20 protein-coding genes and 1 pseudogene are annotated in these 25,866 nt (G+C 69.9%); 3 read left to right on the forward strand and 18 right to left on the reverse strand.

Annotated features, from left to right (window positions below):
* Nucleotides 1-6 precede the first annotated feature (6 nt).
* The 15 genes from AB5J49_RS03805 to AB5J49_RS03875 form a co-directional block, all read right to left on the reverse strand.
* Nucleotides 7-2,550, reverse strand: a complete 2,544-nt coding sequence (locus AB5J49_RS03805; RefSeq protein WP_369167042.1) for a beta-galactosidase — start codon at nt 2,548-2,550, stop codon at nt 7-9.
* Entirely contained in the window at nt 2,547-3,428 is an 882-nt protein-coding gene (locus AB5J49_RS03810; protein ID WP_369167043.1) for a carbohydrate ABC transporter permease, read from the reverse strand. Before AB5J49_RS03810 ends, AB5J49_RS03805 begins: the two co-directional genes overlap by 4 nt.
* 53 nt (nt 3,429-3,481) lie before the next feature.
* A complete protein-coding gene (locus AB5J49_RS03815) occupies nt 3,482-4,432 on the reverse strand; it encodes a carbohydrate ABC transporter permease (protein WP_369167044.1) in 951 nt (316 codons plus the stop codon).
* A gap of 6 nt (nt 4,433-4,438) precedes the next feature.
* Entirely contained in the window at nt 4,439-5,722 is a 1,284-nt protein-coding gene (locus AB5J49_RS03820; RefSeq protein WP_369167045.1) for a sugar ABC transporter substrate-binding protein, read from the reverse strand.
* Nucleotides 5,723-5,921: 199 nt separating this feature from the next.
* Nucleotides 5,922-7,658, reverse strand: coding sequence for a DNA polymerase/3'-5' exonuclease PolX (polX, locus tag AB5J49_RS03825; RefSeq protein WP_369167046.1), 1,737 nt, complete (start codon nt 7,656-7,658; stop codon nt 5,922-5,924).
* 69 nt (nt 7,659-7,727) lie between these two features.
* Nucleotides 7,728-8,963, reverse strand: a complete 1,236-nt coding sequence (locus AB5J49_RS03830) for a DegT/DnrJ/EryC1/StrS family aminotransferase (protein WP_369167047.1) — start codon at nt 8,961-8,963, stop codon at nt 7,728-7,730.
* A gap of 157 nt (nt 8,964-9,120) precedes the next feature.
* The gene (locus AB5J49_RS03835) at nt 9,121-10,248 is read right to left on the reverse strand and encodes a GNAT family N-acetyltransferase (protein ID WP_369167048.1); all 1,128 of its coding nucleotides are present in this window, start codon (nt 10,246-10,248) and stop codon (nt 9,121-9,123) included.
* Between the two features lie 183 nt (nt 10,249-10,431).
* Nucleotides 10,432-11,199 (reverse strand): methyltransferase domain-containing protein, encoded by a 768-nt coding sequence (locus tag AB5J49_RS03840; protein WP_369167049.1) that lies wholly within the window; start codon nt 11,197-11,199, stop codon nt 10,432-10,434.
* Between the two features lie 97 nt (nt 11,200-11,296).
* Complete coding sequence (locus AB5J49_RS03845) at nt 11,297-12,514, reverse strand: aminotransferase class V-fold PLP-dependent enzyme (RefSeq protein WP_369167050.1); 1,218 nt, start codon at nt 12,512-12,514, stop codon at nt 11,297-11,299.
* 5 nt (nt 12,515-12,519) lie between these two features.
* Nucleotides 12,520-13,854 (reverse strand): pyridoxal-phosphate dependent enzyme, encoded by a 1,335-nt coding sequence (locus tag AB5J49_RS03850; RefSeq protein ID WP_369167051.1) that lies wholly within the window; start codon nt 13,852-13,854, stop codon nt 12,520-12,522.
* On the reverse strand, nt 13,851-15,347 hold the full coding sequence (locus AB5J49_RS03855; protein ID WP_369167052.1) for a Y4yA family PLP-dependent enzyme: 1,497 nt from the start codon (nt 15,345-15,347) through the stop codon (nt 13,851-13,853). The genes AB5J49_RS03850 and AB5J49_RS03855 overlap by 4 nt, the downstream gene beginning before the upstream one ends.
* A 200-nt stretch (nt 15,348-15,547) precedes the next feature.
* Nucleotides 15,548-15,958 (reverse strand): VOC family protein, encoded by a 411-nt coding sequence (locus AB5J49_RS03860; RefSeq protein ID WP_369167053.1) that lies wholly within the window; start codon nt 15,956-15,958, stop codon nt 15,548-15,550.
* A gap of 99 nt (nt 15,959-16,057) precedes the next feature.
* Nucleotides 16,058-17,968 (reverse strand): molecular chaperone HtpG, encoded by a 1,911-nt coding sequence (gene htpG / locus AB5J49_RS03865; protein ID WP_369167054.1) that lies wholly within the window; start codon nt 17,966-17,968, stop codon nt 16,058-16,060.
* A gap of 98 nt (nt 17,969-18,066) precedes the next feature.
* On the reverse strand, nt 18,067-18,687 hold the full coding sequence (locus AB5J49_RS03870) for a class F sortase (protein WP_369175034.1): 621 nt from the start codon (nt 18,685-18,687) through the stop codon (nt 18,067-18,069).
* Nucleotides 18,688-18,898: 211 nt separating this feature from the next.
* Nucleotides 18,899-19,759 (reverse strand): hypothetical protein, encoded by an 861-nt coding sequence (locus AB5J49_RS03875; RefSeq protein WP_369167055.1) that lies wholly within the window; start codon nt 19,757-19,759, stop codon nt 18,899-18,901.
* Nucleotides 19,760-20,086: 327 nt separating this feature from the next.
* On the opposite strand from AB5J49_RS03875, the gene AB5J49_RS03880 reads away from it, so the two are divergent.
* Nucleotides 20,087-21,178: an acyltransferase family protein gene (locus AB5J49_RS03880; protein ID WP_369167056.1), complete on the forward strand. Its 1,092-nt coding sequence runs from the start codon at nt 20,087-20,089 to the stop codon at nt 21,176-21,178.
* Nucleotides 21,179-21,186: 8 nt separating this feature from the next.
* On the opposite strand, the gene AB5J49_RS03885 is transcribed toward AB5J49_RS03880, so the two are convergent.
* The 3 genes from AB5J49_RS03885 to AB5J49_RS03895 form a co-directional block, all read right to left on the reverse strand.
* Nucleotides 21,187-21,783 carry a TetR/AcrR family transcriptional regulator gene (locus AB5J49_RS03885; protein WP_369167057.1) on the reverse strand — a complete coding sequence of 199 codons (597 nt, stop codon included), beginning with the start codon at nt 21,781-21,783 and terminating at the stop codon, nt 21,187-21,189.
* 19 nt (nt 21,784-21,802) lie between these two features.
* Nucleotides 21,803-23,866, reverse strand: a complete 2,064-nt coding sequence (locus AB5J49_RS03890; RefSeq protein ID WP_369167058.1) for a discoidin domain-containing protein — start codon at nt 23,864-23,866, stop codon at nt 21,803-21,805.
* 154 nt (nt 23,867-24,020) lie between these two features.
* The gene (locus AB5J49_RS03895) at nt 24,021-24,797 is read right to left on the reverse strand and encodes a class I SAM-dependent methyltransferase (RefSeq protein WP_369167059.1); all 777 of its coding nucleotides are present in this window, start codon (nt 24,795-24,797) and stop codon (nt 24,021-24,023) included.
* Between the two features lie 99 nt (nt 24,798-24,896).
* Between AB5J49_RS03895 and AB5J49_RS03900 the strand changes: the two are divergent.
* Both AB5J49_RS03900 and AB5J49_RS03905 read left to right on the forward strand, forming a co-directional pair.
* Nucleotides 24,897-25,076 (forward strand): annotated as a pseudogene (locus AB5J49_RS03900) (hypothetical protein); the annotation flags it as partial.
* 88 nt (nt 25,077-25,164) lie between these two features.
* Nucleotides 25,165-25,866: a CPBP family intramembrane glutamic endopeptidase gene (locus AB5J49_RS03905; RefSeq protein ID WP_369167060.1), complete on the forward strand. Its 702-nt coding sequence runs from the start codon at nt 25,165-25,167 to the stop codon at nt 25,864-25,866.

The following is a 25,866-nucleotide window of genomic DNA, read 5'->3' on the forward strand; positions in this document are numbered from 1 at the left end:
TCCCCCTCAGTCGGTCGGTCCCCCCAGCCACAGCGTACGGAGCTCCGGCGTGTCACGCCCCTCCATACCCTGGGCGAGCAGGGTCAGGCCCGGCCAGTTCGGCGGTACCCAGAGCGCGTCGGGGTCACCGCCCGAGAAGTCGGGCCGGTCGCCGGCCCAGACGCGCCCCACGCACTCTCCGCCGGCCCATCCGGTCACCCGGACCTGCGTGGCGTCCAGCCGGACCAGATATCCGTCGGGCGACGCCGGCAGGTCGACGTCGAGCCATGCCTCCTCCCCCGGTTTCAGCACCAGCGGGAGCCGTACCTCCTCCGTAAGGCCGGAGCCGGCGGCGAACCCGGTCAGCAGTTCGTCGTCCTGCACCGCGCACGACCAGTCCCGTACGGCGTCGAGCGCGAACAGTTCGGCGCGCAGGCCGGCCCCGCTCGGGTGGTGCGGCAGGGTGACCGAGACCTGGTGGGTGCCGGCGGACAGCAGCACCCAGGGGTTCTCGGTGTGGACGGTCTCCGGCTCTCCCTCGTCCACGCTCACCCGCAGCGGTTCGACGACCCCGCGCAGATGCAGCGCCGACGGGGTGGGCGAGTGGACCGTACGGGTGTAGGTGACCGGCGCCGCGATGCGGGTGCTGCTCCAGCCCCCGAGCACCCGGGTTGGCGCGGGAGCCCCGGCCCAGTGGCCGTGCACCGTCCACAGGGCCGACACGTCCGTGGTGTCCCGGACCTTCCAGAGGGTGCCGAGGCCCCGCAGTGCGCCGAGGCGGAGCGCGGGCAGGCGGGCGTCGTCGAAGTTGGCGTGGCCCCAGATCTCCACGACGGCCTCGATCGCGACACTGCCCGTCACGTCCCGCACATCGATGCGCCGCGCCGCGCCGAACCCGGCGATCGGCGGGTGGGTCCGTCCCGCCACCGTCAGGTCGACGATGTCGGCCGCGCCGGTGAGCAGCAGCGCGTCGACGTCCGTCAGATCCGTGGTCGTCCGGTAGGCGCCCCGGCCCCGGTACACCCCGAGCGACTCCAGCGTGGGCGGCAGCGCGTGCAGCCCGGCCGGGTTCTCGGGGGCCGTGCCGGAGCGCCGTCGCACCTCGCGCACTGCGGTGCGCTCGGCCTTTTCGGGCTGCTGCGGCGCGTCGGTGAGGTGCACGGTGCCGTCGGGGGCGACCGACCGCAGTCGCGCGGCGTCCGCCGACGACAGCACGACGAGTGTCACTCCCGCCGCGGTCCCGCTGCCGGCCACCGGGATCTCGGTCGGTGTCCCGTCCAGTACGACGGTGACCGGCACGTCGGAGGAGAACACCAGCACCCCGTCCGTCGCCGCCACGAGATCCGCCGAGGCCAGCGTCAGGGTCGCCGCCGAGCCCCAGGGCCGCAACGGTACGTCCACCGCCATCAAAGGGCAGGACCCCGGCACGACCGCGACCGGCACGCCCCGGACGACCGCCGTGCCCGGCTCCGTTCCCAGATGCGATACGGCCACCAAGCGGCCGCCCTCCGGCAGGTTCAGGGCGGCCGGCTCCGAGCTCGTCGGGAAGTCGCAGGCCACCTCGGTGTCCGCCGCCCCCGGGACGGCGAGCGCCAGCCGGTCGCCCCACACCTCGACGACCCGTGCGAGCACTTGCGCCTCGGCGTACTCCGGCCGTGCGACGCCGGTGGACGTGACGTATCCGCCGAAGTCGTAGCCGTGGCTCATGAAGTTGCCGGGGCGCCCCCAGTTGCCGCTCGACGGGGTGTACCCGAAGTTCCAGCCGGACGACTGGAGATACGGCGCGATCAGCTTGGCGCCGCTCGCCAGCACCCGCCGCAGCGTCCGGTGGCGCCGGTTCGTCTCGGTGACCAGCAACGGCACCCCGCGCTCCGCGACCAGAGCGGCATAGCGGCGCACCTCGGCCTCGATGTCCGGGGAGTCGTCGTCCGGGTAGAAGTTGCAGGCCGGTACGACACCGTCCACATCCCCTGTGGCGCCCGCGAGGTCGCCCTGTCCGGAGCAGGCGATCAGCGGCACGGTGATGCCGTGCCGAAGTGCCATGTCCCGCAGGGCGGTGATGTATCCAGGGCGGTCCGTGCAGTCGAAGAAGTCCAGCTCGTTCTCCAGCTGCACCATGATCACCGAGCCGCCCGCCCCGTACTGGCGCTCCGCCAGCAGCTGCAGCACCTGGTCGAACCACGCGGTGACCTTCTCCAGATAGCGGGGCTCGTTCTGACGGACCCCCAACTCGGCGTCCAGGCCCAGCCATGCGGGCAGCGCGCCGCCGTCCCACTCGGAGCAGATGTACGGGCCCGGCCGCGCGATGACGTACAGGCCCGCCTCCTGCGCGAGGTCCAGGAAGGCGGCGACGTCCCGCCGGCCCTCGAAGGACCAGCGGCCGGGCGCCAACTCGTGGAAGTTCCAGGGCAGATAGACGTCGACGCAGGTGTACCCCGACGCCCGCACCTGTTCCAGCCGCTCGCGCCACTGCTCCCGCGGGAGGCGGAAGTAGAACAGGGACGCGCACAGCAGGGTGCGGGGGCGGCCGTCGATCCACACGCTCTGGCCGTCTACGTGGATGGTGGTCACTTCACTCCCGCGCTTCCGCCACTGATGTCCATTTCGTACAGGTACTTCTGGCCGAGGTAGTAGACGATGATCATGGGCAGTGCGAGCAGGATCGAGCCGACCATCACCAGGTTCCACGACGGTGACTGGCCCGCCGCCGAGGTGCTGGTGATGTACTGGATGCCCAGCGACAGCGGCATCTTGGACTCGTCGTTCAGATAGATCAGCGGGCCCATGAAGTCGCCCCAGGTGTGGGTCAGGGTGAAGATGCCGATCGCGATCAGCACCGGCCACAGCATCGGCAGCATGATCCGGCGGTAGATGCCGAAGAAGCCGAGGCCGTCCACCATGGCCGCCTCGTCGAGCTGGCTGGGCAGCCGGGACACGAACTGCCGTACCAGGAAGACGTTGAAGGCGTTGGAGAAGAAGTTCGGGACGATCAGCGGCAGATAGGTGTTCACCCAGCCCAGGTCCCGGAAGAGGATGAACTGCGGGATCATCGTGATCTGCGTCGGGATCATCATGGTGGCGATGACGATCAGGAACAGCGTGTTCTTGCCGGGGGCCCGCAGGCGGGCGAAGGCGTAGCCGACCAGTCCGCTGGAGAGCATCTGCCCGGCGACCGAACAGAGCGAGATGATCACGGAGTTGATCAGGAAGCGGCCCATCGGCAGCTCGGAGCCGAAGACCCGGGTGAAGTTCTCCCAGTGGAACTCGGTCGGGAAGAGGGTGAAGGAGTTGGTGTTCACCGTCGCGTCACTGGAGAGCGCGATGGAGCCGACGAACACCAGCGGCATGGTGAGGATCGCCGCCACGACGATCAGCGTCGCGTACGTGAACGGGGTGGCCCGGAACGCCCGTAGCCTGCCGGGGCCTTGTCCCCGACGGGCCTTGCCCATCGGTGCACCCTCCCGCGTTCGCTGCGGCGCCGGGGTGGTCAGGAGGCCGGCCATCACTTCACCTCTGTTTCGTAGAACACCCAGCGCCGGGCGGTGCGGAACGCGATCAGCGTGAAGACGAGGACCACGAGGAACAGCAGCCAGGAGATCGCCGACGCGTACCCCATGTGGTAGTTGCCGAAGGCCTGGTCGAAGAGGTACGGCACCATCGTCTCGGCCCCGGCGTAGGCCGCGGGCAGCTTGCCCTTGGGCACCAGGATGTAGACCTGGGCGAAGACCTGGAAGGCGCCGATCATCCCCATGATCAGGTTGAAGAAGATGATCGGGGTCAGGTGTGGCAGCGTGATGCTCCAGAACTGCCGTACCGCGCTCGCGCCGTCGACCTCGCCCGCCTCGTACAGCTCCTTCGGGATGCCCTTCATGGCGGCGAGCAGCAGCACCGTCGCGGCGCCCGCGCTCCATGCCGACATCACGATCAGCGCGGGGGTCGCCCAGTCCCCGTCGAGCAGCCAGGACGGGCCCGAGATGCCGAGCAGGCCGAGGGCGTCATTGAACGGGCCGTTCGGGGCGAGCACCTGCCGGAAGATCATCGCCGTGGCGACGAGCGGCACCAGGGTCGGCAGATAGATCAGCGTGCGCAGCAGTTTCCTGGCGCGCACCTGCTTGTTGAGCAGATTCGCCAGCCACAGGCCGAGCACCAGACCGAGCGGGACCGAGACCGCCGCGTAGTAGAAGGTGTGCCACAGCGCCTTCCAGAACCTGGGGTCGTCGGTGATCAGCGTGACGTAGTTCTGGAACCCGACCCATACGGGGTCGGTGAACGAGTCCCAGTCGGTCATCGAGTAGTAGAGCGACGCGATCATCGGCCCGAACAGGAAGACCAGGAACCCGATCAGCCACGGTGAGACGAACAGATAGAACCAGAGCGCCTCACGGCGCCGCCGCTTCGAGGACGTCCCGGTCTTCGGGACATCCGTCGAGGCCGTCTTCGAGATGGTTGCCATCGCTGGTCATCCCGCGGACTTGATGATGGACTCAAGGTTCTTCTGCAGGGCGGTCAGCGCCTTCTTGGCGCTCTCCTTGCCGAGCCAGAAGTCCGCGAGGCCGGCGTCGATGGCCGCCGTCATCTCGTTCCACTCGGGGATGAACGGCGCGCGGAAGATGAAGTCGCTGGACTCGGCGAACGCCCCCATGTTGACGTCGGTCTTCATCCACGAGGGCTTGAGGAACGCCTCGCTCTGCTGTACCGCGAGGCTGGCCGGCACGTCCTCGCCGTCGCCGATGATCTGCTGCTGCGCCGCGTCCGAGGTGAGGAAGTCGATCGCCTTGAAGGCGTCGTCGCGCTGCTTGGAGGTGCGGGAGATGGCCAGGCCGCTGCCGAACGCGGACACGGCCTGCTTCTTGCCGCGCCAGATCGGCGCGATGTCCCACGCGAACTTCGCGTCCGTCAGACCGGCGGTGACCCAGAAGCCGTTGGCGTGCGTGGCGCACTTCTGCATCGGGAAGGCCTGGTCGCCGCCGACCTCGGAGCCCATGTCGGCGTAGTCCGCCTTGCTCGGCGCCACCTTGTGCTTGTAGACGAGGTCGCCGGCCCACTGCAGCGCCTCGACGACCTCGTCGCTGTCGACGGCGGGGCGGCCGTCGGCGTCGATGATGGTGCCGCCGTTCTGGTACGCCAGGCTCCACCACTGCGGATACCACTCGGCGCCGGTGTAACCCCACTGCTTGCCGGGGACGGTGAGTTCCTTGAAGGCGTCGAGCGCGTCGTCCCAGGTCCAGTCGGCGGTGGGCGCCTTGATGCCCTTCTTCTCGTACAGGTCCTTGTTGTAGTACACGGTGATCGCGCCGGAGCGGTCCGGGATCGCGTACAGCTTGTCCTCGTACGTGTAGATGGAGCCGACCGGGCCGAACCGCTTCTCGGTGTCGAGGCCGGCCTTCTTGGCGAGGTCGTCGAGGGGCAGGAGCTGGTTCTTGCTGGAGTAGGTGTTGACACTCTCGGCGACCTGCATGATGTCCGGGCCGCTGCCGCCCGCGATCATCGTCTGCACCTTCTGGGCGTACGCGTCGCTGGGTATCAGCTGGAGCTTGACCTTCAGCTCCGGGTACTTCTTCACCAGCAGGTCGATGCGCTTCTGGTACGTCTTGCGGTCGGCGTCACCGCCCCAGACGGTCATGACGAGCGGGCCGCTCGAACTTCCGCTGCCGGAACCGCACGCGGTGAGCGTCACGACGCCGGCCGCGAGTCCCAGGCCGAGGAAACCCCGGCGGGACACCTGAAGCTTGTCAACTGGCATGGCACTACTCCTCGGTGAAAAGGGCGAACACGCAGGAAACAGCCCTCGGGAGCCCGGGATCCGGCTTCGAGTGACGGTTAAACTAACCCTCGTTAAATCTCGCTACAAGCCTTTGTTTCGCACGAGTTTCAACCTGCACGACTCGCACACGAGCAAGAGCCGTCCACGCTCGGCGCCCTCGCAAGCCCCTTGCCCGAGGTCAGCCCTTGTCCAGGAAGCGCCGAAGCCGGGTCAGCGGCCAGGTGTTGATCACGTCGTCCTTGCTGAGCCAGCCGCGCTGTGCCGTGCCCACGCCGTAGCGCAGGTTGGCCAGGTGGATGACGGCGTGGGCGTCGCTGTCGACGGCGAACTTCACGCCGTGCCGCCGGGCCCGCAGGATGTCCTCGTCGCGCAGGTCGAGCCGGTCGGGGTGGGAGTTGATCTCCAGGGCCGTGCCGGTGCGCGCGCAGGCGGCGAAGACCGCGTCGAGGTCGGCGTCGATGCCGGGCCGCCTGCCGAGGAGGCGGGTGGTGGGGTGGCCGATGATGTGGACGTGCGGGTTCTCACAGGCCCGCACGATCCGCCGGGTCAGCGCCGCACGCTCCTGGTTGAAGTGCGAGTGCACCGAGGCCACGCACAGGTCGAAGCCGGCGAGGAACTCGGGCGGCCAGTCCACGTCGCCCTCGGGGCCGATGTTCAGCTCCGCGCCGTGCAGCACCCGCATGCCGGCGCGCCTTCCACGCTTGCCGTACTCTCCGTCGAGCTCGCAGACGCGTGCGCGCTGGGCCATGATCCGTTCGTCGGTCATCCGCTGCATGGCCATGTCGGGGCCGTGGTCGGTGACCGCGTAGTAGGCGTAGCCGCGCTCGGCGGCCGCGGCGACCATCTCCTCCAGCGGGGCGAGACCGTCGGTGAGGTCGGTGTGGGTGTGCAGATCACCCCGGATGTCCTTCTCCTGGACCAGCTCGGGCAGCTCGCCGCGCAGCCCGGCCTCGATCTCGCCCCGGTCCTCGCGCAGGGTGGGCGGGATCCAGGGCAGGCCGAGCCGGGCGTACACGTCCTCCTCGGTCTCGGAGACGATCTTCTTGCCGGTCTCGGTGTCGAAGAGGCCGTACTCGGAGAGCTTGAGCTTCTTGTGGACGGCCATCTCCCGGGTGCGTATGTTGTGCGCCTTGGAGCCGGTGAAGTACTGCAGTGCCGCGCCCCAGGAATCCGGCGGTACGACCCGCAGGTCGACCTGGAGGCCTTTGCCGGTGCGGATCGACGTCTTCTTCTCGCCGTGTGCGATGACCTCCGAGACGTACGGCAGCTCGGTGAAGGCCCGCATCACGGGCTCGGACCTCTTCGCCGCGACGAGGATGTCGATGTCGCCGATCGTCTCGCGCACGCGGCGCAGCGATCCGGCGTAGGAGCAGCGCTGGCAGCCGGTGACCTGCGACATCTCGGCGACGATGTCCTCGGCGAGGCTCATGGCGACGTCGATCAGGACGCGGTCGCCGGAGGACTGCAGCAGGCCGATGCCGTGCAGGATGTTCTCCTCCGTCTTCGGCCCGAAGCCCTTCAGGTCGCGCAGCCGCTCCTCGTGGATGGCGTCGGCGAGTTCCTCGGTCGTGGAGATGCCCAGCTCCTGGTAGATGACCAGGGCCTTCTTCGGGCCGAGCGTGGGGATGGCGGTGAGCTGCCGGACCCCGGCGGGGATCTTCGCCCGTAGTTCCTCGACGGCCGAGACGCTTCCGCTGGAGAAGTACTCGACGACCTTCTCGGCGATCGACTTGCCGACGTTGGGGATCTCCTTGAGGCCCTTGACGTCGAGCGTGGACACGTCGGCGTGGTGACCGCCGATCGCCCGGGCGGCCTTCTCGTAGACGCGCGCCTTGAACGCGTCGCCTCCGGTGATCGAGATCAGGTCCGCGTACTCCTGGAGCAGCGCGGCGACCTCGTCGTTCGGACGGGCCACACCTCCAGGGTAGGCAAAGTGGGGCCGGGCGGCGCGGGCCGACGCCGCCGGGCACCCGGGACATGGCCTCTACTGGCCCAGGGGGGTGGGCGGCGAAGTCGTGGGGTCGAGGACGGGCGGGGCCGGGATCGGAGGGTGCGCGGTGGTCGCCCGCTCCTTCGTCAGGGCGCCTGCGATCCTGCGGGCCAGGAGGGGGTCGGCCGGCAGGGCGTGCGCGGCGAACCAGCGGGCGGCCGCGGGGGCGGGGGACGGTTCGACGAACTCGGCGCCCGCGTAGTCGTCGAGCGGTGGGTCGTAGACGTACCCCGCGACCACGCCGTGGTTCACCAGGCGTTCGAGGAGAGCGTCTCGGTCGTGGACGAGGAGCGGTACCCGGAACAGGGGTGGCGGGCCGTCGCCCACCCGGTCGCGCAGGGCCGGGCTGGCCCAGGTGGTGCCGGACAGCAGTGAGACGCCGGCCCTGCGGCGGGCGAGGTCGCCGTCGAGCATGGCCATCCGCAGCTCCAACTGTCCCCGGACCAGGGCTCCGTGGCGGCTGCGGAAGGCGTGCAGGTCGACCCGTACCCAGGGCTCGTACGCGGTCAGGCTCGGCGCGTGGCGTGCGCTGCGGGCGAGGCGGGGTGCGTGCAGGGCCATGCGGAAGTCGTCCCGCTCCAGCAGTCGCAGGCGCTGCATCGTGCGCCACACGGGACGCGCCAGATGCAGCGAGCGTACGGCGGACCGGGCCAGCGGGCGCAGTGTGGTGGACAGGTCGGCGCGCAGGCGGCGCGGCGTCAGCAGATCGTCGCGCAGCAGCTCCAACTCCCGCCGGGTGCGCGCGTCGTCGACGGCCAGGAAACCGCCGGCCATCCCCGCCACGTGCTTGGACAGGCTGAACGCCGCCGCCTCGCCGAAGGTGCCGATCGGCTGCCCGTCGACATGCGTGCCGATGGCGTGCGCCGCGTCCTCGATCAGCGGGATCCCCAACTCGTCGCAGCGGCGGCGCAGTTCGACGACCCGGTCCGGCACGCCGTACAGGTTCGTGGTCAGGACGGCGTCCACGTTCCGCCAGGTGGACTCCGGTACGGCGGCCGGGTCGATGTTGCCGTCCCACTGGGACACGGGGGCTTGTACGGGGCGCAGTCCGGCCGCGAGGACGACGAAGAGGATCACGTCGTCGTTCACCGGGGACATCAGCACCCGTCCGCCCGGCCGGCACCAGCGCCGCAGCGCCAGGTACAGGGCCAGTCGGGCCGAGGGCGTGTAGACGCATTCGCGTCCGATGCGCCGTGTCATCATCGCGGCGAGCCGCGATCCGTACGGCATGGTCACCTCTTCCGTGGAAGGGTACGAGGAGGGGTCGCCCGAGGCGGGCGGTGCACGCCGGCGCGCGTCGATCAGGCCGCCGTGCAGGAGGATCCGAGACCGCGGGGCGCCATGGACACGACGCCGACGCGTTGCGTGTGACGAGAGCGGGCCCCGCTCAGCGGGCGCGTGCTCCCGTTCCTGACGAGTGGGCCGGGCCCGAGGTGCGCAGCGTGCCGACCGTCTTCAGCAGCCGGTCGGCGGGATCGCGCAGTCCGGGGTGGGCCAGGACCGTGTTTCTCAGGCCGCGCACGGGTCTGCGCCACAGCCGGTGTGCCGCCGCCACGGGGTGCGGGCGCACCGCGAACCCTTCGGCCACCCGTAGCTCACGGGTCTTCAGCCAGTCCTTGTACTCCTTCTCGCCGCGCCCCATGTCCATCAGCGTCACGCCGTCCCGGCCCGCGGCGTCGGCCATCCGCAGGTGCATCATCAGTCCGGGCGAGTAGTAGCTGAACTCGGGGTCGTAGGCGGTGAACCAGGCCGCGAAGACCGTCCGCGACCTCGGCCCGAAGTGCGCGGCGACCGGCCGGTCACCGGCGTAGACCACGGACAGGATGCCGGTGAAGTGTTCCTCGCGGACCTGGAAGAGGTGCTCGACGAGGTCGACGATCCACGGCTTGGAGAACCGGTCCATCCGCCCCGTCCTGCGGTACTGGGCGGACTTCCACCGCATGAGCGTGCGCAGCACCCGCGGGTCGCGCTCGTCGTAGACGAACCGCACCTCGCCCACGTTCCGGCCCAGGCGCCGCTCCTTCTTCAGCGTCGTCTTGGCCTGTCCGGGGTACGTGGCGCGCAGCCACTGCGCGTAGTCGCCCTCGCCGGGCTTCAGGTCGAGCACGGGAGAGGCGAACGTGCCGGTGACGTACGGACCGAAGGGCTTCTGCTCCTCGACGAGGTGATCGAACTCGAAGACGGACAGTCCGCAGGCCCGCAGCAGTTCCCGGGTGTCCCAGGTGACGCCCGGACGGTGCACGAGGGCCTGGCAGTCGGAGAGTCCGAGACCGATGGCCCGCCCGACACCGAAGGCGGTGCGCTCGTACGGGAGGAAGCCGACGGCCTCCCCGTCCTCGTCCAGCACCGCCACCCGCGCCCCACCGCGGCACCTGCCGACTCCGACGGCGAACTCCGGCGCCAGGAAGGGGTTGGCGTAGTCGGGCGACTCGTCCATCGCCCGGTGCCACGCCCGGCGCAGCGGTTCGCTCAGTTCGTCGGGTCTGTGAATCGTGATGGCGCTCTTGGATCGCACGGCGAACGCTCCCCCCAAAAGTCCCCCCAGGACGCATTTCCAGCGCCTCGCCACATTTTCCCCCATGTCGAACTATGCGGCGAGGCTCAAACGTCGCGAAACAGTACGCACGCTGTCAAGGTGCCTGCAGGAACCTTTAGCTGTGCTTGGTGTGGCCCCAACCGACCCACAGCGAAGGGAACTTCAGCGCAGCGCCACGACCACGTGGCTGGCGCCGTACTGCCAGACGACCCCGACGTGCCCGAACCCCGCCTGCCGCAGCAGCCGTTGATGCGCGGACACGGACAGGCACGCCGCGCTGTCGGCCGTAGCGCTCTCGGGCTGTCGGCGTCGGCGTTCCGCGAGGAGGTCGGTCAGCTCGGGGTCCTGCGCGACGGCCGTCCACCAGGAGGCCCAGTCCTCGTGGGCGAAGGCGCGCCCGCGTTCGGCGTGGCGGCGGCCGACACAACCGGCGAGTTCGGCGAGCCAGGTGTCGTCGTGCGGGAAGTGGTCGCCGTTGACGAGGACGCCGCCGGGCCTGAGCAGCGCCGCGAGCTGCCGGTAGACGCGGTACAGGGCGTCCGCGCTCAGATAGTGCAGGGCCGTCGTCGACACGGCGGCGTCGAGCGGGCGGGCCAGCCGCAGGGCCTTCGTCCAGCCCTCCTCGCCGATCACCGTGTCGACGTAGCGGGCCGCGTCCGGGTGGTGGGTGCGGGCCAGCTCCAGCAGCAGCGGGTCCATGTCCACGCCCACGATGTCCGCGTGCGGCAACCGCCGGGCCAGCCGGGCCGCCAGCGATCCGGGACCGCAGCCGAGGTCGACGACCAGCGGCCTGGCCGGGCCGCCGGCCACGGTCTGCTCGACCACGTCGCCGATCACCGTGAAACGCTCCTCGCGGTCCACGGCGTACCGCTGCTGCTGGCACTCCCAGCGCTCCACCCACCGCTCCGCCGTCGCCAGGCTCAGCCCCATCCGGTCGTGCCACCTCGCCGTCTCGCACCTGTCTCACCCTGTCGGCGCCCGACACTACAAGATGGAAACGGTTCCCATTCCCCCTCATGGCGGTACGTCACCCGAGGGTGGCAAGGACGGCCAGCAGCCGGTCGACCTCCTCGGCGGTGTTGTAGACGTGCAGACTCACCCGCACCGACCCGGTCCGCTCCCCCGCGCTGCCCTGGCAGTGCTGGTCGGAGCGGACCATGAAGCCGTGACTGAACAGCACGAAGCCCAGGTCCCCGGAGTCGATGGCATGGTGCCGGAACGTGACGATGCCCTGGCGCTGCTGTACGGAGGAGTCGACGGCCAGGCTGTTCTGGCAGCCGAGGATCTCGTAGGCGTCGAGGCGCCCGAGGCCGTCGGTGAGCCGGGCCGCCAGGGCGACCGTCCACTGCTCGATCCGGTCGGTACCGGCCGTGTCCAGCCAGTCCAGGGCGGCGGCGAGGGAGGCGATACCGACCGTGTTGGGGGTGCCCGACCAGCCGCCCGGCGTGAACTGCGGGCCGCGTGACTGGCGGGCCCAGACGACTCCCGTGCCGGGCAGCGCCATGGCCTTGTGCCCGGAGAAGACGACGAAGTCGACGTCCAGGTCGGCCACCGACACGGGCAGATGGCCGATGCTCTGGGCGGCGTCCAGGCAGATGACCGCGTCCGGGCCGACCGCCCGGCGGATGCGGTGGATGTTCATGTTGCCGCCGTACACGTGGTGGACATGGCTGGCCGCGACGAACCGGGTGCGCGGGCCGGTCAGTTCCGTGAGCGCGGTGTGGTCGTAGTCGCCGGACGCCTGCTGGTACGGCATCGGCCGGACGCGGATGTGGACGCCCTGCCGCGCCAGTTGTCGTTGCGCCTCCAACCAGGGCGCGATGTTGGCCTCGTGGTCGGCGACCGGGACGACGATCTCGTCGCCGTCGGCGAGGAGTCGGGGCAGCCAGTCACCGGCGATGGTGCGCATGCCTTCGGTGGTGCCGCTGGTGAAGTGCACGGCCGAGCGCGTCGGGGCGGGGTCGTCCAGGAACCGCCGGACCCGGTCCCGGGCCTGCTCGACCAGGGACGTGGTCCGGTTGGCCCAGGTGTAGGTGCCGCGTCCCGCGTTGGCGTTGGTCGTGGTGAGGTAGGTGTGGACGGAGTCGAGTACGGCCTGCGGCTTCTGGGCGGTGGCGGCGCTGTCCAGGTAGGCAAGCTCCGGGTGGGCGGTGATGATCGGGAACTGGGTGCGCAGGGCGCGCTGCCACTCCCCCAACTCCGCGACGACGGCCGCCCCTTGGTTGTCGATCCTGGGGATGGTCATGGGCGTCAGTCCCGCACGAGGGGTGCGCCCGCGTCACGCCAGGCGATGATGCCGCCGGTGAGGCTGCGGACGTCCGGGTGCCCCATCCGGGTCAGCAGGGCGGCGTAGCGGGCGGACTTCTCGCCGACCGGGCAGGCCAGCAGGACCGGGCGGTTGCGGCTGAACGGCAGCCCGCCGTGCAGGAGTTCCTCGAAGAGCTCCTCGACGATGTTGACCGAGCCGTCGATGTGCAGGGCGGCGTAGGCGTAGGGGCTGCGCAGATCGACGACGAGGGGTTCTCCGGTGGCGATCCACGCCTGGGCGTCGGTGACGCCGATGGCCGGTGCCGTGCGTATCTCGGCGTCCGACAGGTCGGCCGGGGAGTTCCTGCGGCGGGGGCGGCCGAAGAGGTCGGGGCGCCGCTGACGGACGTAGCTGAGGTAGCTTTCGACCCGGTCGCAGACGATGAACACCGCCGACTGCCGATCCGAAGAGCCTTCGCCGGCCAACTCCTCGTCGACCGCGCGCAGTTGGCGTACGGCTCCGAAGTACGCGGCCCCTCCGGTGGGGCCGGCCAGGATGCCGCAGCGGCGATTGAGGGTCAGCATCCCCTCGATCGCCTCGTCGGCGCTCACCGTCTCGATGGAGTCGTAGGTGCCGGGGTCGAACAGGCCCACCTCGTGCGCCTCGTCGATGGTGCGGATGCCGGGGATGAAGTCGGACTTGGCCGCGACCAGACCGGCGACCCGTACGGCGGGGTCGTGTTCGCGCAGGGCGCGGGCGACGCCGGTGGAGGAGCCGGCGGTGCCCACGCAGGCGATGAACCAGTTGGGGGCCCGGCCGTCGAGGTCCTTGACGATCTCCGGTCCGGTGCCGGTGAAGTGGGCCTCGGTGTTGCGCGGGTTGAAGTACTGGTCGGTGTGCAGATAGGTGCTGTCGGGCTCGGAGAGGGTGCGGTGGAAGAGGGTGAGCGGGTCGTCGGTGGCGGTCGGATCAAGGCACTCGCTCTGGCCGGGGAGTTCCTCGATCTCCGCGCCCAGCAACAGCAGCAGGTCCTTGATCTCCGGGATGCGCATCCGGTTGGTGACGCTCTTGAAGGTCAGGCCGTGCATGCCCGCGAGCACGGCCAGGGCCTTGGCGGTGTTGCCGCTGGACAGCTCGACGACCTGGCCGCTCCCCTCGGCCGCGGCGGACAGGTGCGGTCGGGCCATGTTCCAGGCGGCCCGGTCCTTGACCGACCCGAAAGGGTTGAGCAGCTCCAGCTTGGCGTACAGGTCGATGTTCCTCAGGCCGTGCACGGCCGGGTCGATGCGCACCAGCGGTGTGTTGCCGATGGCGTCGGTGATGCTGTCGTACCTCACTGCGCTCCCCCCACGGGTGTGGTCGGCCAGTACTGGTCGTCCAGGCACCAGCGCCATGTGTCGCCCTCCTGCCAGGCGGCGACCTTGCGCGCGGAGGGCTGGTGCTGGGCACGGGTGGCGTGGAAGTCCATGCAGTAACCGGCCGTGTTGGCGAATGCCAGCAGGTCGCCGGGTTCGGGGCGGCGGGGCAGGAAGACCGTGCGGCGGGTGATCAGGTCGGACTCCAGGCAGAGGCTGCCGAAGAGATGCACGGCGACTGGTTCGGCACCGGCGTCAGGGCCCGCGCCGACGTCTGCTCCTGTGCCTGGCGGATGCCGTGGGACGACCACGGGGTCCATGAGCACCCCGTGCTCCTCCAGCGCCACGTCGTCGGCCTTGGCCGCCAGTCGTACAAGAAGGGGGCCGCCGGACTCCTGGCCGCGCACCTCCAGGACCTTCGTCAGGGTCAGTCCGCACTGGTCGAGGAGCGCCCGGCCGGGTTCGGTGTGCAGGTCGTACAGGTGCTCCAGGAGCAGGGCGGCCAGTGGGCGGCCGCCCAGGGACGCGGCCGGGTGCGAGAGCAGTTCGTCGAGGTAGCGGGCTCCGGCGACCGGACGGTGGGCGGGGTACAGGCCGAGCGTGCCGCGCAGGGTGCCGGCTTCGTTGCGCAGTCCGTAGCCGTGGCCGCCGTACGTCAGCGGCGGGCGCGAGCCCAGCACGGCTTCGGTGAGTCCGGTCGTGTACTGCTCCCATTGTCCGCCGTGCGCAAGGTAGTTGACGCCGAACCCGCCGCCGATGTCCACGGCCCGGGGCCTGAGCCCGCGGCTGCGGCACTCCTCCAGCACCCGCAGACAGCCCTCCAGCGCCGTGGCCTTCTCGGTAAGGCTCGTCGTGTCCAGGTGGTAGGCCACGCCGACCAGGTCGACCACGTCTGCGTGCCGCTCGACGTCCTCCAGCAGAGGGCCCGACTCCCCTACCGCGGTGCCGAATCGGCTCCGCCGGCTCAACACCCGTACGCCGGACGCCTCGAAGCCCGACAGCCGGAGCAGGATACGGACGCGGGGCAGCGCGTGTTTGCGTACCAGCGTGGCGAGTTGCTCCAGTTCGCCTCGCGTGTCGAGGCTGACGGTGACCGATGTACGGGCCGCCAGCCACAGGAATTCCGGGTTCTTCGGCCCGGTGGCGGCGATCCGGTCGGGCGTGAGGCCGGCGCCCAGGGCGTGCTGCAACTCCGCCAGCGAGGCGACGTCCACGCCGGCGTCCGTGGCGGCGAGCCGCCGCAGCAGGGCGCTGGACCGGTTGGCCTTGTGGGCGAAGTACACCTGGCCGGACAGGTGGTGGGTGCCGTACACCGAGCGGAACTGCTGGAGATTGTCGGCGAGTTGGTCGGGGACGACCATGTTCAGCGGAGACCCGAGGGCGTCGGTGAGCGTGTGCAGCAGGGCCGGGGCGTCCAGCAACGAGCGCAGCCGCGGCTCCAGCCGCGGTTCGAGATACAGGGGCTGCCCGCCCATGCCCGGCCCCTCCCCCAGCGCTTCGGGCCCGACACTCCGGGCGCTGACGACCACTCCCCGCGGTTTGCCGTATAGCTCCTTTCCCTTCCCTGCGGTGCTTTACGCCCTGTAGCTGCCCGCATGGGCGATTGCGTCACCAGACGGCCGGAACCCGTCGGGGCCCGGCGCCGAGGCGATCGCGCCGTCCGTGCCGTCCGCGCTCAGCCGCCCTGCCCGGCGATGTTGACCATCCAGGTGATGCCGAACCGGTCCGTACACATGCCGAAGACGTCGCCCCACATCTGCTTCTCCAGCGGCACGGCCACCGAGGCGCCCGCGGACAGCTTCTCCCAGTAGCCGCGCAGTTCGGCGTCGTCGTCGCCGCTGAGGCTCACCGAGAAGTTGTTGCCCGGGTTGTGGTCGCCCGTCGGGGTGTCGGCGCCCATGAGGGTGAAGCCGCTGGGGGTCTCGAGCATGCCGTGCATGATCTTGTCGGCCATCGGGGTGTCCTTCTGGCCGTACTCGCCGTAGGTGTTCAGCGTCAGGGTGCCGCCCAACACCTCCTTGTAGAACTCCATCGCCTGGCGGGCGTCACCGGCGAACGTGATGTAGGGGTTGAGACGCGAGGCCATGAATCCTCCAGGAAACGGGGTCGGAGTCCGACTCCAAGGAAGCTAGCGCGGGCCACCGACAATGGCCCGCGCACACGTCCACATGGCCTACGGCGCCGACTACAGGGTGCGCTCCAGGCGGTCCGCCACCAGCTTCACGAAACGCGCGGGATCCTTGGACTGGCCGCCCTCGGCGAGCACCGCCAGCGTGTGGAGCAGTTCGACGGACTCGGCGAGCTCCGTGCGGTCCTCACGCTCCTTGTACGCCTGGTTCAGGCCCTTCACCAGCGGGTGGCCCGGGTTGAGCTCCAGGATCCGCTTGGTGCGCGGCACCTCCTGGCCCATCGCCCGGTACATGTTCTCCAGGGCCGGGGTCAGATCGTGCGCGTCGGAGACGACGCAGGCCGCGGAGACGGTGAGCCGCGTCGACAGGCGCACCTCCTTGATCTCCTCGTCCAGCTGCTCGCCCATCCAGCCGAGCAGAGCGGCGTACTCCTCGGCCTGCTTCTCCCGCTCGTCGTCGGCGTTCTCGTCACCCTTGGCGTCCAGGTCGATCTCGCCCTTGGCGACGGACCGCAGCCGCTTGCCCTCGTACTCGCCGACGGCGTCGACCCACACCTCGTCGACGGCGTCGGTGAGCAGCAGAACCTCGATGCCCTTGTCCCGGAACGCCTCCATGTGCGGGGAGTTCTCGATGCTCTGCCGGGACTCGCCGGTGATGTAGTAGATGTCGTCCTGGCCGTCGTTCATCCGCTCCACGTACTGCGCGAGCGTGGTCGGCTCGTCGTCCGAGTGCGTGGTCGCGAACGAGGAGGCGGCGAGGATGGCGTCGCGGTTCTCGGAGTCGGTGACCAGGCCCTCCTTCAGGACGGTCCCGAACTCCCGCCAGAACGTGGCGTAGCGGTCACTGTCCTTGGTCATGAACTCCTTGACCGTGGACAGGACCTTCTTCGTCAGCCGGCGCTGCATCATCCGGATGTGCCGGTCCTGCTGCAGGATCTCGCGGGAGACGTTGAGCGAGAGGTCCGCCGCGTCGACGACGCCCTTGACGAAGCGGAGGTAGGGCGGCAGCAGGGCCTCGCAGTCGTCCATGATGAAGACGCGCTTCACATACAGCTGGACGCCGCGCTTGAAGTCCCGCGTGAACAGGTCGTGCGGGGCGTGCGAGGGGACGAAGAGCAGGGCCTGGTACTCGAAGGTGCCCTCCGCCTGGAGCCGGATCGTCTCCAGCGGCTCGCGCCAGTCGTGGCTGATGTGCTTGTACAGCTCGTGGTACTCGTCGTCCGACACCTCGTCGCGCGAACGCGCCCACAGGGCCTTCATGGAGTTCAGCGTCTCGGGCTCGGCCGGGGTGTCGCTGTCGCCGTCGCTGTCGGCCGTCTCCGGGACCATCCGGATCGGCCAGGTGATGAAGTCCGAGTACCGCTTGACGATCTCCCTGATCTGCCACGGGGAGGTGTAGTCGTGCAGCTGGTTCTCGGGGTCGGCGGGCTTGAGGTGGAGCGTGACGGACGTGCCCTGCGGTGCGTCGTCGGCCGTTTCCAGGGTGTACGTGGCCTCACCGCGCGACGTCCAGCGGGTCCCCTGGCTCTCGCCGGCGCGCCGGGTCACCAGCGTCACCTCGTCCGCCACCATGAAGCCGGAGTAGAAGCCGACGCCGAACTGGCCGATGAGCCCCTCGGCCCCGGCCGCGTCCTTGGCCTCCCGCAGCTCCTGGAGGAACGTCGCCGTTCCCGAGTTGGCGATGGTGCCGATGAGCCGTCCGACCTCGTCGTACGACATCCCGATGCCGTTGTCCCGCACCGTGAGGGTACGGGCCTCCTTGTCGACGTCGATCTCGATGTGCAGGTCGGACACATCGGCCTCGAGGGAGTCCTCCCGCAGTTTCTCCAGACGCAGCTTGTCGAGCGCGTCGGAGGCGTTGGAGACGAGCTCCCGCAGGAAGACATCCTTGTTCGAGTAGACCGAATGGATCATCAGCTGGAGCAGCTGACGGGCCTCTACCTGGAACTCAAACGTCTCGGTCGGCATGGTTCGCGACTACCTCACAGGTTCAGTCACCGGAACTGGTCGCAGTCACTGTAAGACACGAGGTCTGCGCGGGGTGCAGCGGTACGGAACAAGGCGGTTCAGGCGAGGTGGGCGAAGACCACCAGGTTCGCGGTGTAGTCCCTTACCTGCCGGTCGTAGTCCCCCGCGCAGGTGATGAGCCGCACCTGGGCCCCGGGGGTGTCGCCGTACACGCGTCGGCTGGGGAAGTTGTCCTTGTCGAACATCTCCACGCTGTCGATCACGAAGGACGCTCTGCGCCCGTCGGCCCTCGCGACCTGGAAGCGGTCCCCCTTCTCCAGCTCGCTCAGGTTCGCGAACACCGCGGCGGACGTCGCCGTGTCCACGTGCCCGGCGATGATCGACGTGCCCGCCTCACCGGGGGACGCGCCCTTGGCGTACCAGCCGACGAGGTTGGTGTCGTGGGCCGGTGGGGGCGTGAGCTGTCCCGTACTGCCGATGGCGAGGTCGGTGAAGGGCGCGTCGACCGAGATCTTCGGGATGAGCAGGCGGGTCGGCCGGGACCGGGCCAGGTACTTGCCCTCATGCCGGTGGGCGGGCGAGGACGATTCGGTCGCCGGTGGGGCGTACGGTTCGACCGCGGGTGGGGCGTGCGGCGCGAAGCGGGCTTCGGATGCTTCGTCCCGGCCGCCCGGCAGGGTCACCATCAGCACCATGACGGCGACCGCGCTCCAGAACATCGCCGCGGCCGCGCGCCTTATCCGCCGTGAGCCCACGGAACCGGCATCGCACAGGGCCGGGTCGGCATCGGGGGAAGAGGAACGGCCGGCGGCCATCGGGCACCACCTCACTCGGGCACGGCAGCGGATACAGCAGAGGGGAGGGGAGCGGGGCCGCCGCGACGCGCGGCGCACGTGCGGCGGCCACAGCGGTTATGGCGTGCGGCATGGGTCAGGCCATGGATCCGGATGCTTTCTTGCGTCGCACCGCGTACAGGCCGGTACCGGCGACCGCCAGCGCGGCCAGTCCGCCGGTGGTGACACCCGGCGAGGCGAGGCCGCCGCCGCCGGTGTGCATCCCTCCGTGCGGCTTGCCGTGGTCATCACCCCAGGAGTCCTCGTGGTCACCGCCCCACGAGTCCTTCCCGTGGTCGTCTTCCTTCCAGGACCCCTTGTCGTGGTCACCGCCCCAGGAGTCCTCGTCGTGCCCGCCGTCCTTGCTCCGGTAGGTGTCCGGGTCGTGCTTGGGGTCCTTGGCGCCGCCCCAGTCGTCGCCGTTGTTCACGGCGGCCAGCGCTCCGCCGCCCGTGTGCATCCCGCCGCGAGGCTCCTCGTGCTTGCTCTCCTCGTCGTCCTTGCCGCCGTCTTCGTGCTTGCCCCCCTCGTCGTGCTTGCCTTCCTTGTCGGGCTTGGGGTCCTTGGACCCGCCCCAGTCGGAGTCCTCGTCAGTCACGGCGGCCAACGCTCCGCCACCCGTGTGCATCCCGCCACGAGGGTCCTCGTGCTTGCCCTCCTCGTCGTGCTTACCGCCGTCCTCGTGCTTGCCCCCCTCGTCGTGCTTGCCTTCCTTGTCGGGCTTGGGGTCCTTGGACCCGCCCCAGTCGGAGTCCTCGTCGGTGACGGCGGTCAGCGCTCCGCCACCCGTGTGCATCCCGCCGCGAGGCGCGTCGTGCTTGCCCTCCTTGTCGTGCTCCTTGCTGTAGGAATTGTCTTCGTGGTCCCAGTCACCCGCCGTAACGGCGTAGGCTGCGGGTGCGATCGCCAGTGCGGCCGTGGCCGTCGCGGTGGCGAGCAGCATGCGGACAGAGCGCATAGGTGAGTCCTTCCGTCACGGCCTGGGCGGCTGACGCTTCATCACCACTGGAGCCAGACCTTGACGTGATCCACCGTCAGTCATTCCTTCCGGTCGCACCATTCAGGGCGTTCACACGGGTTACGACCACACCCCGACGGCCGAATGCCGACGCCCCCCCTCCCGTGCGAAGAGCCGGGTTGACCTGCGAAGGTTTACCTCGCCCGGAAGTGGTGAGACGCGGGGGATGTCTCAGCACACCGTCACAGCCGTTACTCCCGAAAGACGCGTCCGCGAGCGCGCGGGCTTCCCGCGTGGTGCCCGGGGGGCCGTGTGGTGAGCGGGTCGGTGGACACCGCTCCCGTTCGCGCCACACCGCTGCCACCTGCGCCTTCGAAGCAGCGGGACGCGTTCTTCGACAACGTCAAGTACGCGGCGATCGTGCTGGTGGCGGTGGGCCATGCATGGGAGCCGCTGCGCGACGGCAGCCGGACCGTCAGCGCGCTGTACATGCTCGTGTACGCCTTCCACATGCCGGCCTTCATCGTCATATCGGGATACTTCTCCCGCGGCTTCGACGGCCGCCCGGAACAGCTCAAGCGCCTGGTGACCGGTCTCGTCGTCCCGTACGTCGTCTTCGAGACGGCGTACACCCTGTTCACCCGGTGGACCGACCAGGAGCCGGACCGGCCGATCAGCCTGCTGGACCCGCTCTATCTGACGTGGTTCCTGGCGGCGCTGTTCCTGTGGCGGCTGACCACCCCGCTGTGGAAGCGGGTGCGCCTGCCGGTGCCGCTCGCGCTCGTCGTGGCGATGCTGGCCACCCTGGCGTCGTCCATCGGCGACGACCTCGATCTTCAGCGCACCCTGCAGTTCCTGCCGTACTTCGTGCTGGGTCTGTCCCTGAAGCCGGAGCACTTCCGGCTGGTCCGGCGCCGCGCGGTGCGGATCGCGGCCGTGCCCGTGTTCGCGGGCGCGTTCGTGGTGGCGTACTGGGCCGTGCCACGGATGACCGGCGGCTGGTTCTACCACCGCGACAGCGCCGAGCAGCTGGGCGCGCCCGCGTGGTACGGGGTCGTGATGACACCGGTCCTGTTCGCCTGCTCGCTGGTACTGGTGGCCTGCTTCCTCGCCTGGGTGCCCGGCCGGCGGATGTGGTGCACCGCGCTGGGCGCGGGGACGCTGTACGGCTATCTGCTGCACGGCTTCGTGGCTCAGGGCGCGAAGTTCTGGGGCTGGTACGACCCCGTCTGGGTGCAGCGCCCGCTCGGCGCGGTCGTCGTCACCGTCGTCGCCGCCGTGGTCGTGACCCTGCTGTGCACTCCGCCCGTCCGGCGCGTCCTTCGCTTCGTGGTGGAGCCGGACCTGCGGTGGCTCTTCCGTCGGGACGCGCCGGGCACGACGGAACCGGTCCGCGACCGGGCCGCCGTACGCGGATGACCTCCCCGTCAGCTCTCGCGTACCAGCCCGGCGATGTGCGCGACGACCATGTCGAGGGTGTCGTTCCAGGCCGCCTCGTCGCCGAGCACGAGGAAGTTGAGGGTCAGCCCGTCGGTCATGGCGGCCAGGTAGCGGGCCAGGACGGGGACGGGCACGTGGAGCCGGAGGCCCATGGCGTGTCGCAGCTGCTCGATGAGCTCGGCGTAGGTGTCGGCGTACAGCTCGTACTGCCGGCGGGCCAGATGCTCGAAGCCGGGCTGGCGCAGGGCGTACTGGGTCAGCTCGTAGGTGAGCATGTGCTCGTCCGGGTGGGCGCGCACATGGTCCCAGTACGCCTGGAAGCCCGCCCGGACGGTCTCCTCGAGGGTGGCTCGGGGCCGTAGGGCGTCCTTCACCACCGTCACGTAGTGCTCGGTGATGGTCGTGATGACGGACTCGATCAGCTCCTGCTTGGAGTCGAAGCAGTAGTGGAAGACGCTCAGCGACACGCCTGCCTCGGCGGCGATGGACCGGGTCGTCGTCCTGGGGACGCCGTCCCGGCTCATCGCCCTGATCGCCGCCTCGGTGAGCTGTCGCCGCCGCTCGGCTGACGGCAACCGTGCCATGGAGCCCCTCTCGTGGGTGTCAGCTGCTGTGGACGCCGACCTCGTAGAGGGAGTAGCCCCAGTCGGTGCCGCGGTCCAGCCCTTGGATGCGTACATACCTGGCCGGTGTGCCGGCGAACCTGACCGTGTCCAGGCCGCCGTCGCCGGAGGTCGTGGACCAGGCGGTCTGCCAGTTCACGCCGTCGGTGGAGAGTTCGATGCGGTACGCCTTCCCGTACGCGCGCTCCCAGTCGAGGGTGACCCGCTTGACCAGGTGGGTGGAGCCGAGGTCGACCTTGTACCACTGGTCGTCGCTCCAGTCGCTGGCCCAGCGGGTGCCGCTGTCGCTGTCGACGGCCCGGTGCGGCTGGTAGCTGGTGAACAGGCTCCACTCCGAGGAACTCGCCGATGTGGTCGTGCCGCTCGCGAGGTTCACCCCGGCCTGGTGCTTCTCGGAGGCCGCCCAGGTGTCGAGGTAGGACTCGGCGCCCCGGAAGAGGTCGTCGACCACGTCCTGGCCGCCGACGCGGCGGATGTCCTCGATCCAGTCCGGGACGAGGCCGTAGTGGGCGGCGCCGTCGGTGTTCAGGTCCCAGGTGCGCTGGCCGGTGGTCTGCCGGTCGATGACGGAGCCGCCGTCGACGCTCTTGAAGGGGTACGTGACCTTGTTGGGGGCGTCCGCTCCGCGCGGTCCCGGCCAGCCGCCCACGCCGTTCATGTCGGTGCCGTAGCCGTAGCCCACGCCGAACTTGTCGCGCAGGGACTCGGTGCGCTTCGCCTCCGCGACGAAGCCCTCGGAGCCGTGCATGTACTGGGCGATGAAGCCGCCGAGGCCGTAGACCCGTTCGGTCCAGTCCAGGTCCATCCAGCTGTGCGAGGAGAGCACGCCGGGGTAGGACGCGGACTCGAAGATGTCGAGCACCCGGCCGGTGGCCTTGACGCTCATGTGGTCGATCTCCAGCATCATCTTGCGTTTCATCATGCCGCGCACGGCGTACTCGCCGAGGTCGGTGAGCCCTCGGACGTTGCACTGGGCGTCCGCGTCGTACGAGGGGACCTCCACGCCCGCCGGGAGCTTCTGCTCGGCTTCGGCCGCCGAGGCGTTGCCGATGGGGTTGTCGTGCTGCGGGCCCTTGCACGTCTCGGTCTTCCAGAAGGTGCCGGTCGACAGGAACTGGCCGACGTTGATGGCCGTTCCGAGCCCGCCCGAGTCGAAGCGGACCCCGCACAGGGCGTTGTCGAACTTGTGGCACAGGAACATGCTGCGCACGCCCAGCGCGTACAGCTCGTCCAGGCCCTTGTCGATGTCGGCCTTGCTGCACTGCCCGATGTCCAGGATCTGCTTGCAGCCGAAGGGCTCGGAGGTCTCCACCCCGAGGATGACCGCCAGCTTGCCCTGTTCGACGACCTGGCGGGCCTGGGCGCTGTCGGTGACGATCCGGAACCAGCCCTTTCCCGTGCCGCCGTACATCTTGTCGATGTAGGCCTGCAGGTCGTACGTCAGCTTGGCCTGCAGCCGGATGGACGTCATCTCGTCGCACGAGCGGTCCTTGAAGAAGTACACGGAGCAGATCACGCCGTTGGTGACGAGGTCGTTGACCAGCACGCGCTGGCCGCCGCGCCAGGCCCGCTCCACCCAGGCGTAGTAGTTCTGCTGGTGGGTCAGCGAGTCGTGCGCGGGCCAGTCCTTGAAGGTGGGCCAGCCGACCGGGTCGTGCTTGCCGTCGCCGCCGTTGGTGATGAAGTCGAAGATCGCGAGCGAGCCGTCGGGGTAGTGCTCGGGGCAGTCCTTGAGGGCGTCGGCGACGCCGGCCTCGGAGAACGTCTTGCCGCAGATGAGCCGGCCGCCGAAGGCCTCGTTGGAGAACAGGTGGTTGTGAGCGTCGGCGAAGCCGCGCACTTCGCCCTTGGCGTTGGTACCGGTGAAGGGCTCCCCCGTGACATTGATCTGCGAGTCGGGGGCGGGCCGCGCGGTCGGGTTCCACCAGTCGGTTCCGGCCGCCGAACTCGGCGTGGGGCCGAGTACGACGGACAGCACGAGCAGGAGGAGCGACACAACGGTGACGTTCTTGCGTCTGCGGTACGGGCGTACGGCGCTGGTCACAGCCCACGTCCCTCGGTCGGCGGGATGGCGGGGTCGGCTTGTCATGACCTCGCAAGATGTGCGACGAGGATGGCCACTACCGCTTTACGAGTCAAGAGTCCGGGACAGATGACCTACTGGGCGGGAACGGTTGGACTGCTGACAAGGCGTCGGTTCACACCGCGTGGGTGACCCGGATCTTGGACTGGCCGTGCGGGAGCTTCTCCCAGTCCGCCATGAAGCGGGCCCGCAGGCCGTGCTTCGCCGCCAGCGCCAGCAGGGTCTCGGTGCGGTAGTAGAAGTCCTCCCGCAGGACGTGGTGTTCCTCGCCCTCGGTGCGGTCGAAGGTGAAGTCGAACCAGCCGCCGGGTGCCAGTACCCGGCCGACGTTGGCCAGGCACTCCTCGATGACCGGCAGCGGCGAGTGCGAGAAGACGCTGTGCGCGTGCACCACGTCGAAGTGGGCGTCGGGCAGGAACCGCAGCGTCAGGTCGCGCACCGGGGTCAGCGTGGGCAGGCGCTGCTGCAGGCCCATCTCCGCGACGGTGACCTGCGCGGCGAAGAGTATGTCGGGCGAGATGTCGATGCCGTAGTAGTGACCGGGTTCCAGGTGGCGGATGAACCGCCAGCCTCCCCGCAGGTTGCCGCAACCGATCTCCAGCATCCGGTGCCCGGGAAGCAGGCCGTGGCCGACGAGGTAGTCGAACTGCATCGCCCCGAGCGCCAGCCACCGTTCGCGGCTGTGGCTGCCGACCGCCGCGTCCGGATCGGCCCGGGTGTCGGAGCGCATCACGGCGCGGTAGTAGGAGACGTGGTCCGGGTGGCGGCGGCGCAGCCACATGTCCCGGGCGGTGCGGGCCAGATGGCGGGGTACGCGGTCGGGGTGGCGCAGGGCGTAGGCGAGGCGGTGGCCGAGGGCGGAGCGGTTGGCGGTGAGGTTCTTGGCCGGCATGGGTGGTGCCTCCCTGGGGTCGCGGTACCACTGAGGATGCTCAACCGGAGGGCGCGGCGCCACAGGCAGGGGCCGACGGATACGAGGTGGTCGTCGGTCGACGAGCGGCATGTCACGCCGGGGCGAGACTGGGCGTCCGGATACGCCGAACTCCATTGCGCCGACGGCCAGTTCCTCGTCGGCCACAGCGTCCGCGGCTCCGCCGTCTCCGCGGTCCTGTGCGCGGCCGCCCCGGCCGGGAGGCTCGGCACGAGCGGCCGCACGGTGTGGTTCGACCGGTCACTACCGGGGGGGGCGTCCCGAACTCGGCCGCGGCCGGGAGGGGTGCTTCGACGGCAGGGCCGCGGCGGGGGATGCTGGAAACCGGATGCCGATCGTATGTGCTGTCGCCGTTCTCGCCGCCGCGAACCTGCTGAACAACTGGCTCGCGCGGGGCACCGCCCTGTACGTGGTCATCTGCGTGGCCGCGACGGCGGTCCTGCTGCTGATCGCCCGCCGGGACGGTCTCACCCTGGCCGAACTGGGGCTCGACGCGGCGGCGATGCGCCGGGGACTGCGGTGGGCTCCCGTCCTGGCAGGAGTCGTCCTCCTCGTCCTGCTGCTGCTCCTCGCCGTGCCGGCCGGGCGCGAGGCGTTCCGGGACGCCAGGGCGGCGGACCTGTCCGTGGGACGGCTGCTGTGGGTGGCGCTCGGCCGCGTTCCCTTCGGGACCGTGCTGCTGGAGGAGACGGCCTTCCGTGGCGTGCTGTGGGCCATGATCCGGCGGCGGCACGGCACCGCCTGGGCCACCGGGGTGTCGTCGCTGCTGTTCGGGTGCTGGCACCTGATGCCGTCCCGCGGCATCAACCGCTCCAACGCCGCGGTCGGCTCCGTCTTCGGTGACGGCCCGGCCGGCGTGGCACCGACCGTGGCCGTGGCGATCGCCGCCACGGCCGTCGCCGGGGTCGTCCTGTGCGAGCTGCGCCGCCGCTCCGGAAGCCTGGCGGCGCCCATGGCCCTGCACTGGGCCGTCAACAGCCTCGGTTACGCGTTCGCCTGGGCGGCGGCCCGCTGGTGGCTCGAGGGCTGA

The sequence above is a fragment of the Streptomyces sp. R28 genome (genome assembly GCF_041052385.1).
Taxonomy (GTDB): domain Bacteria; phylum Actinomycetota; class Actinomycetes; order Streptomycetales; family Streptomycetaceae; genus Streptomyces.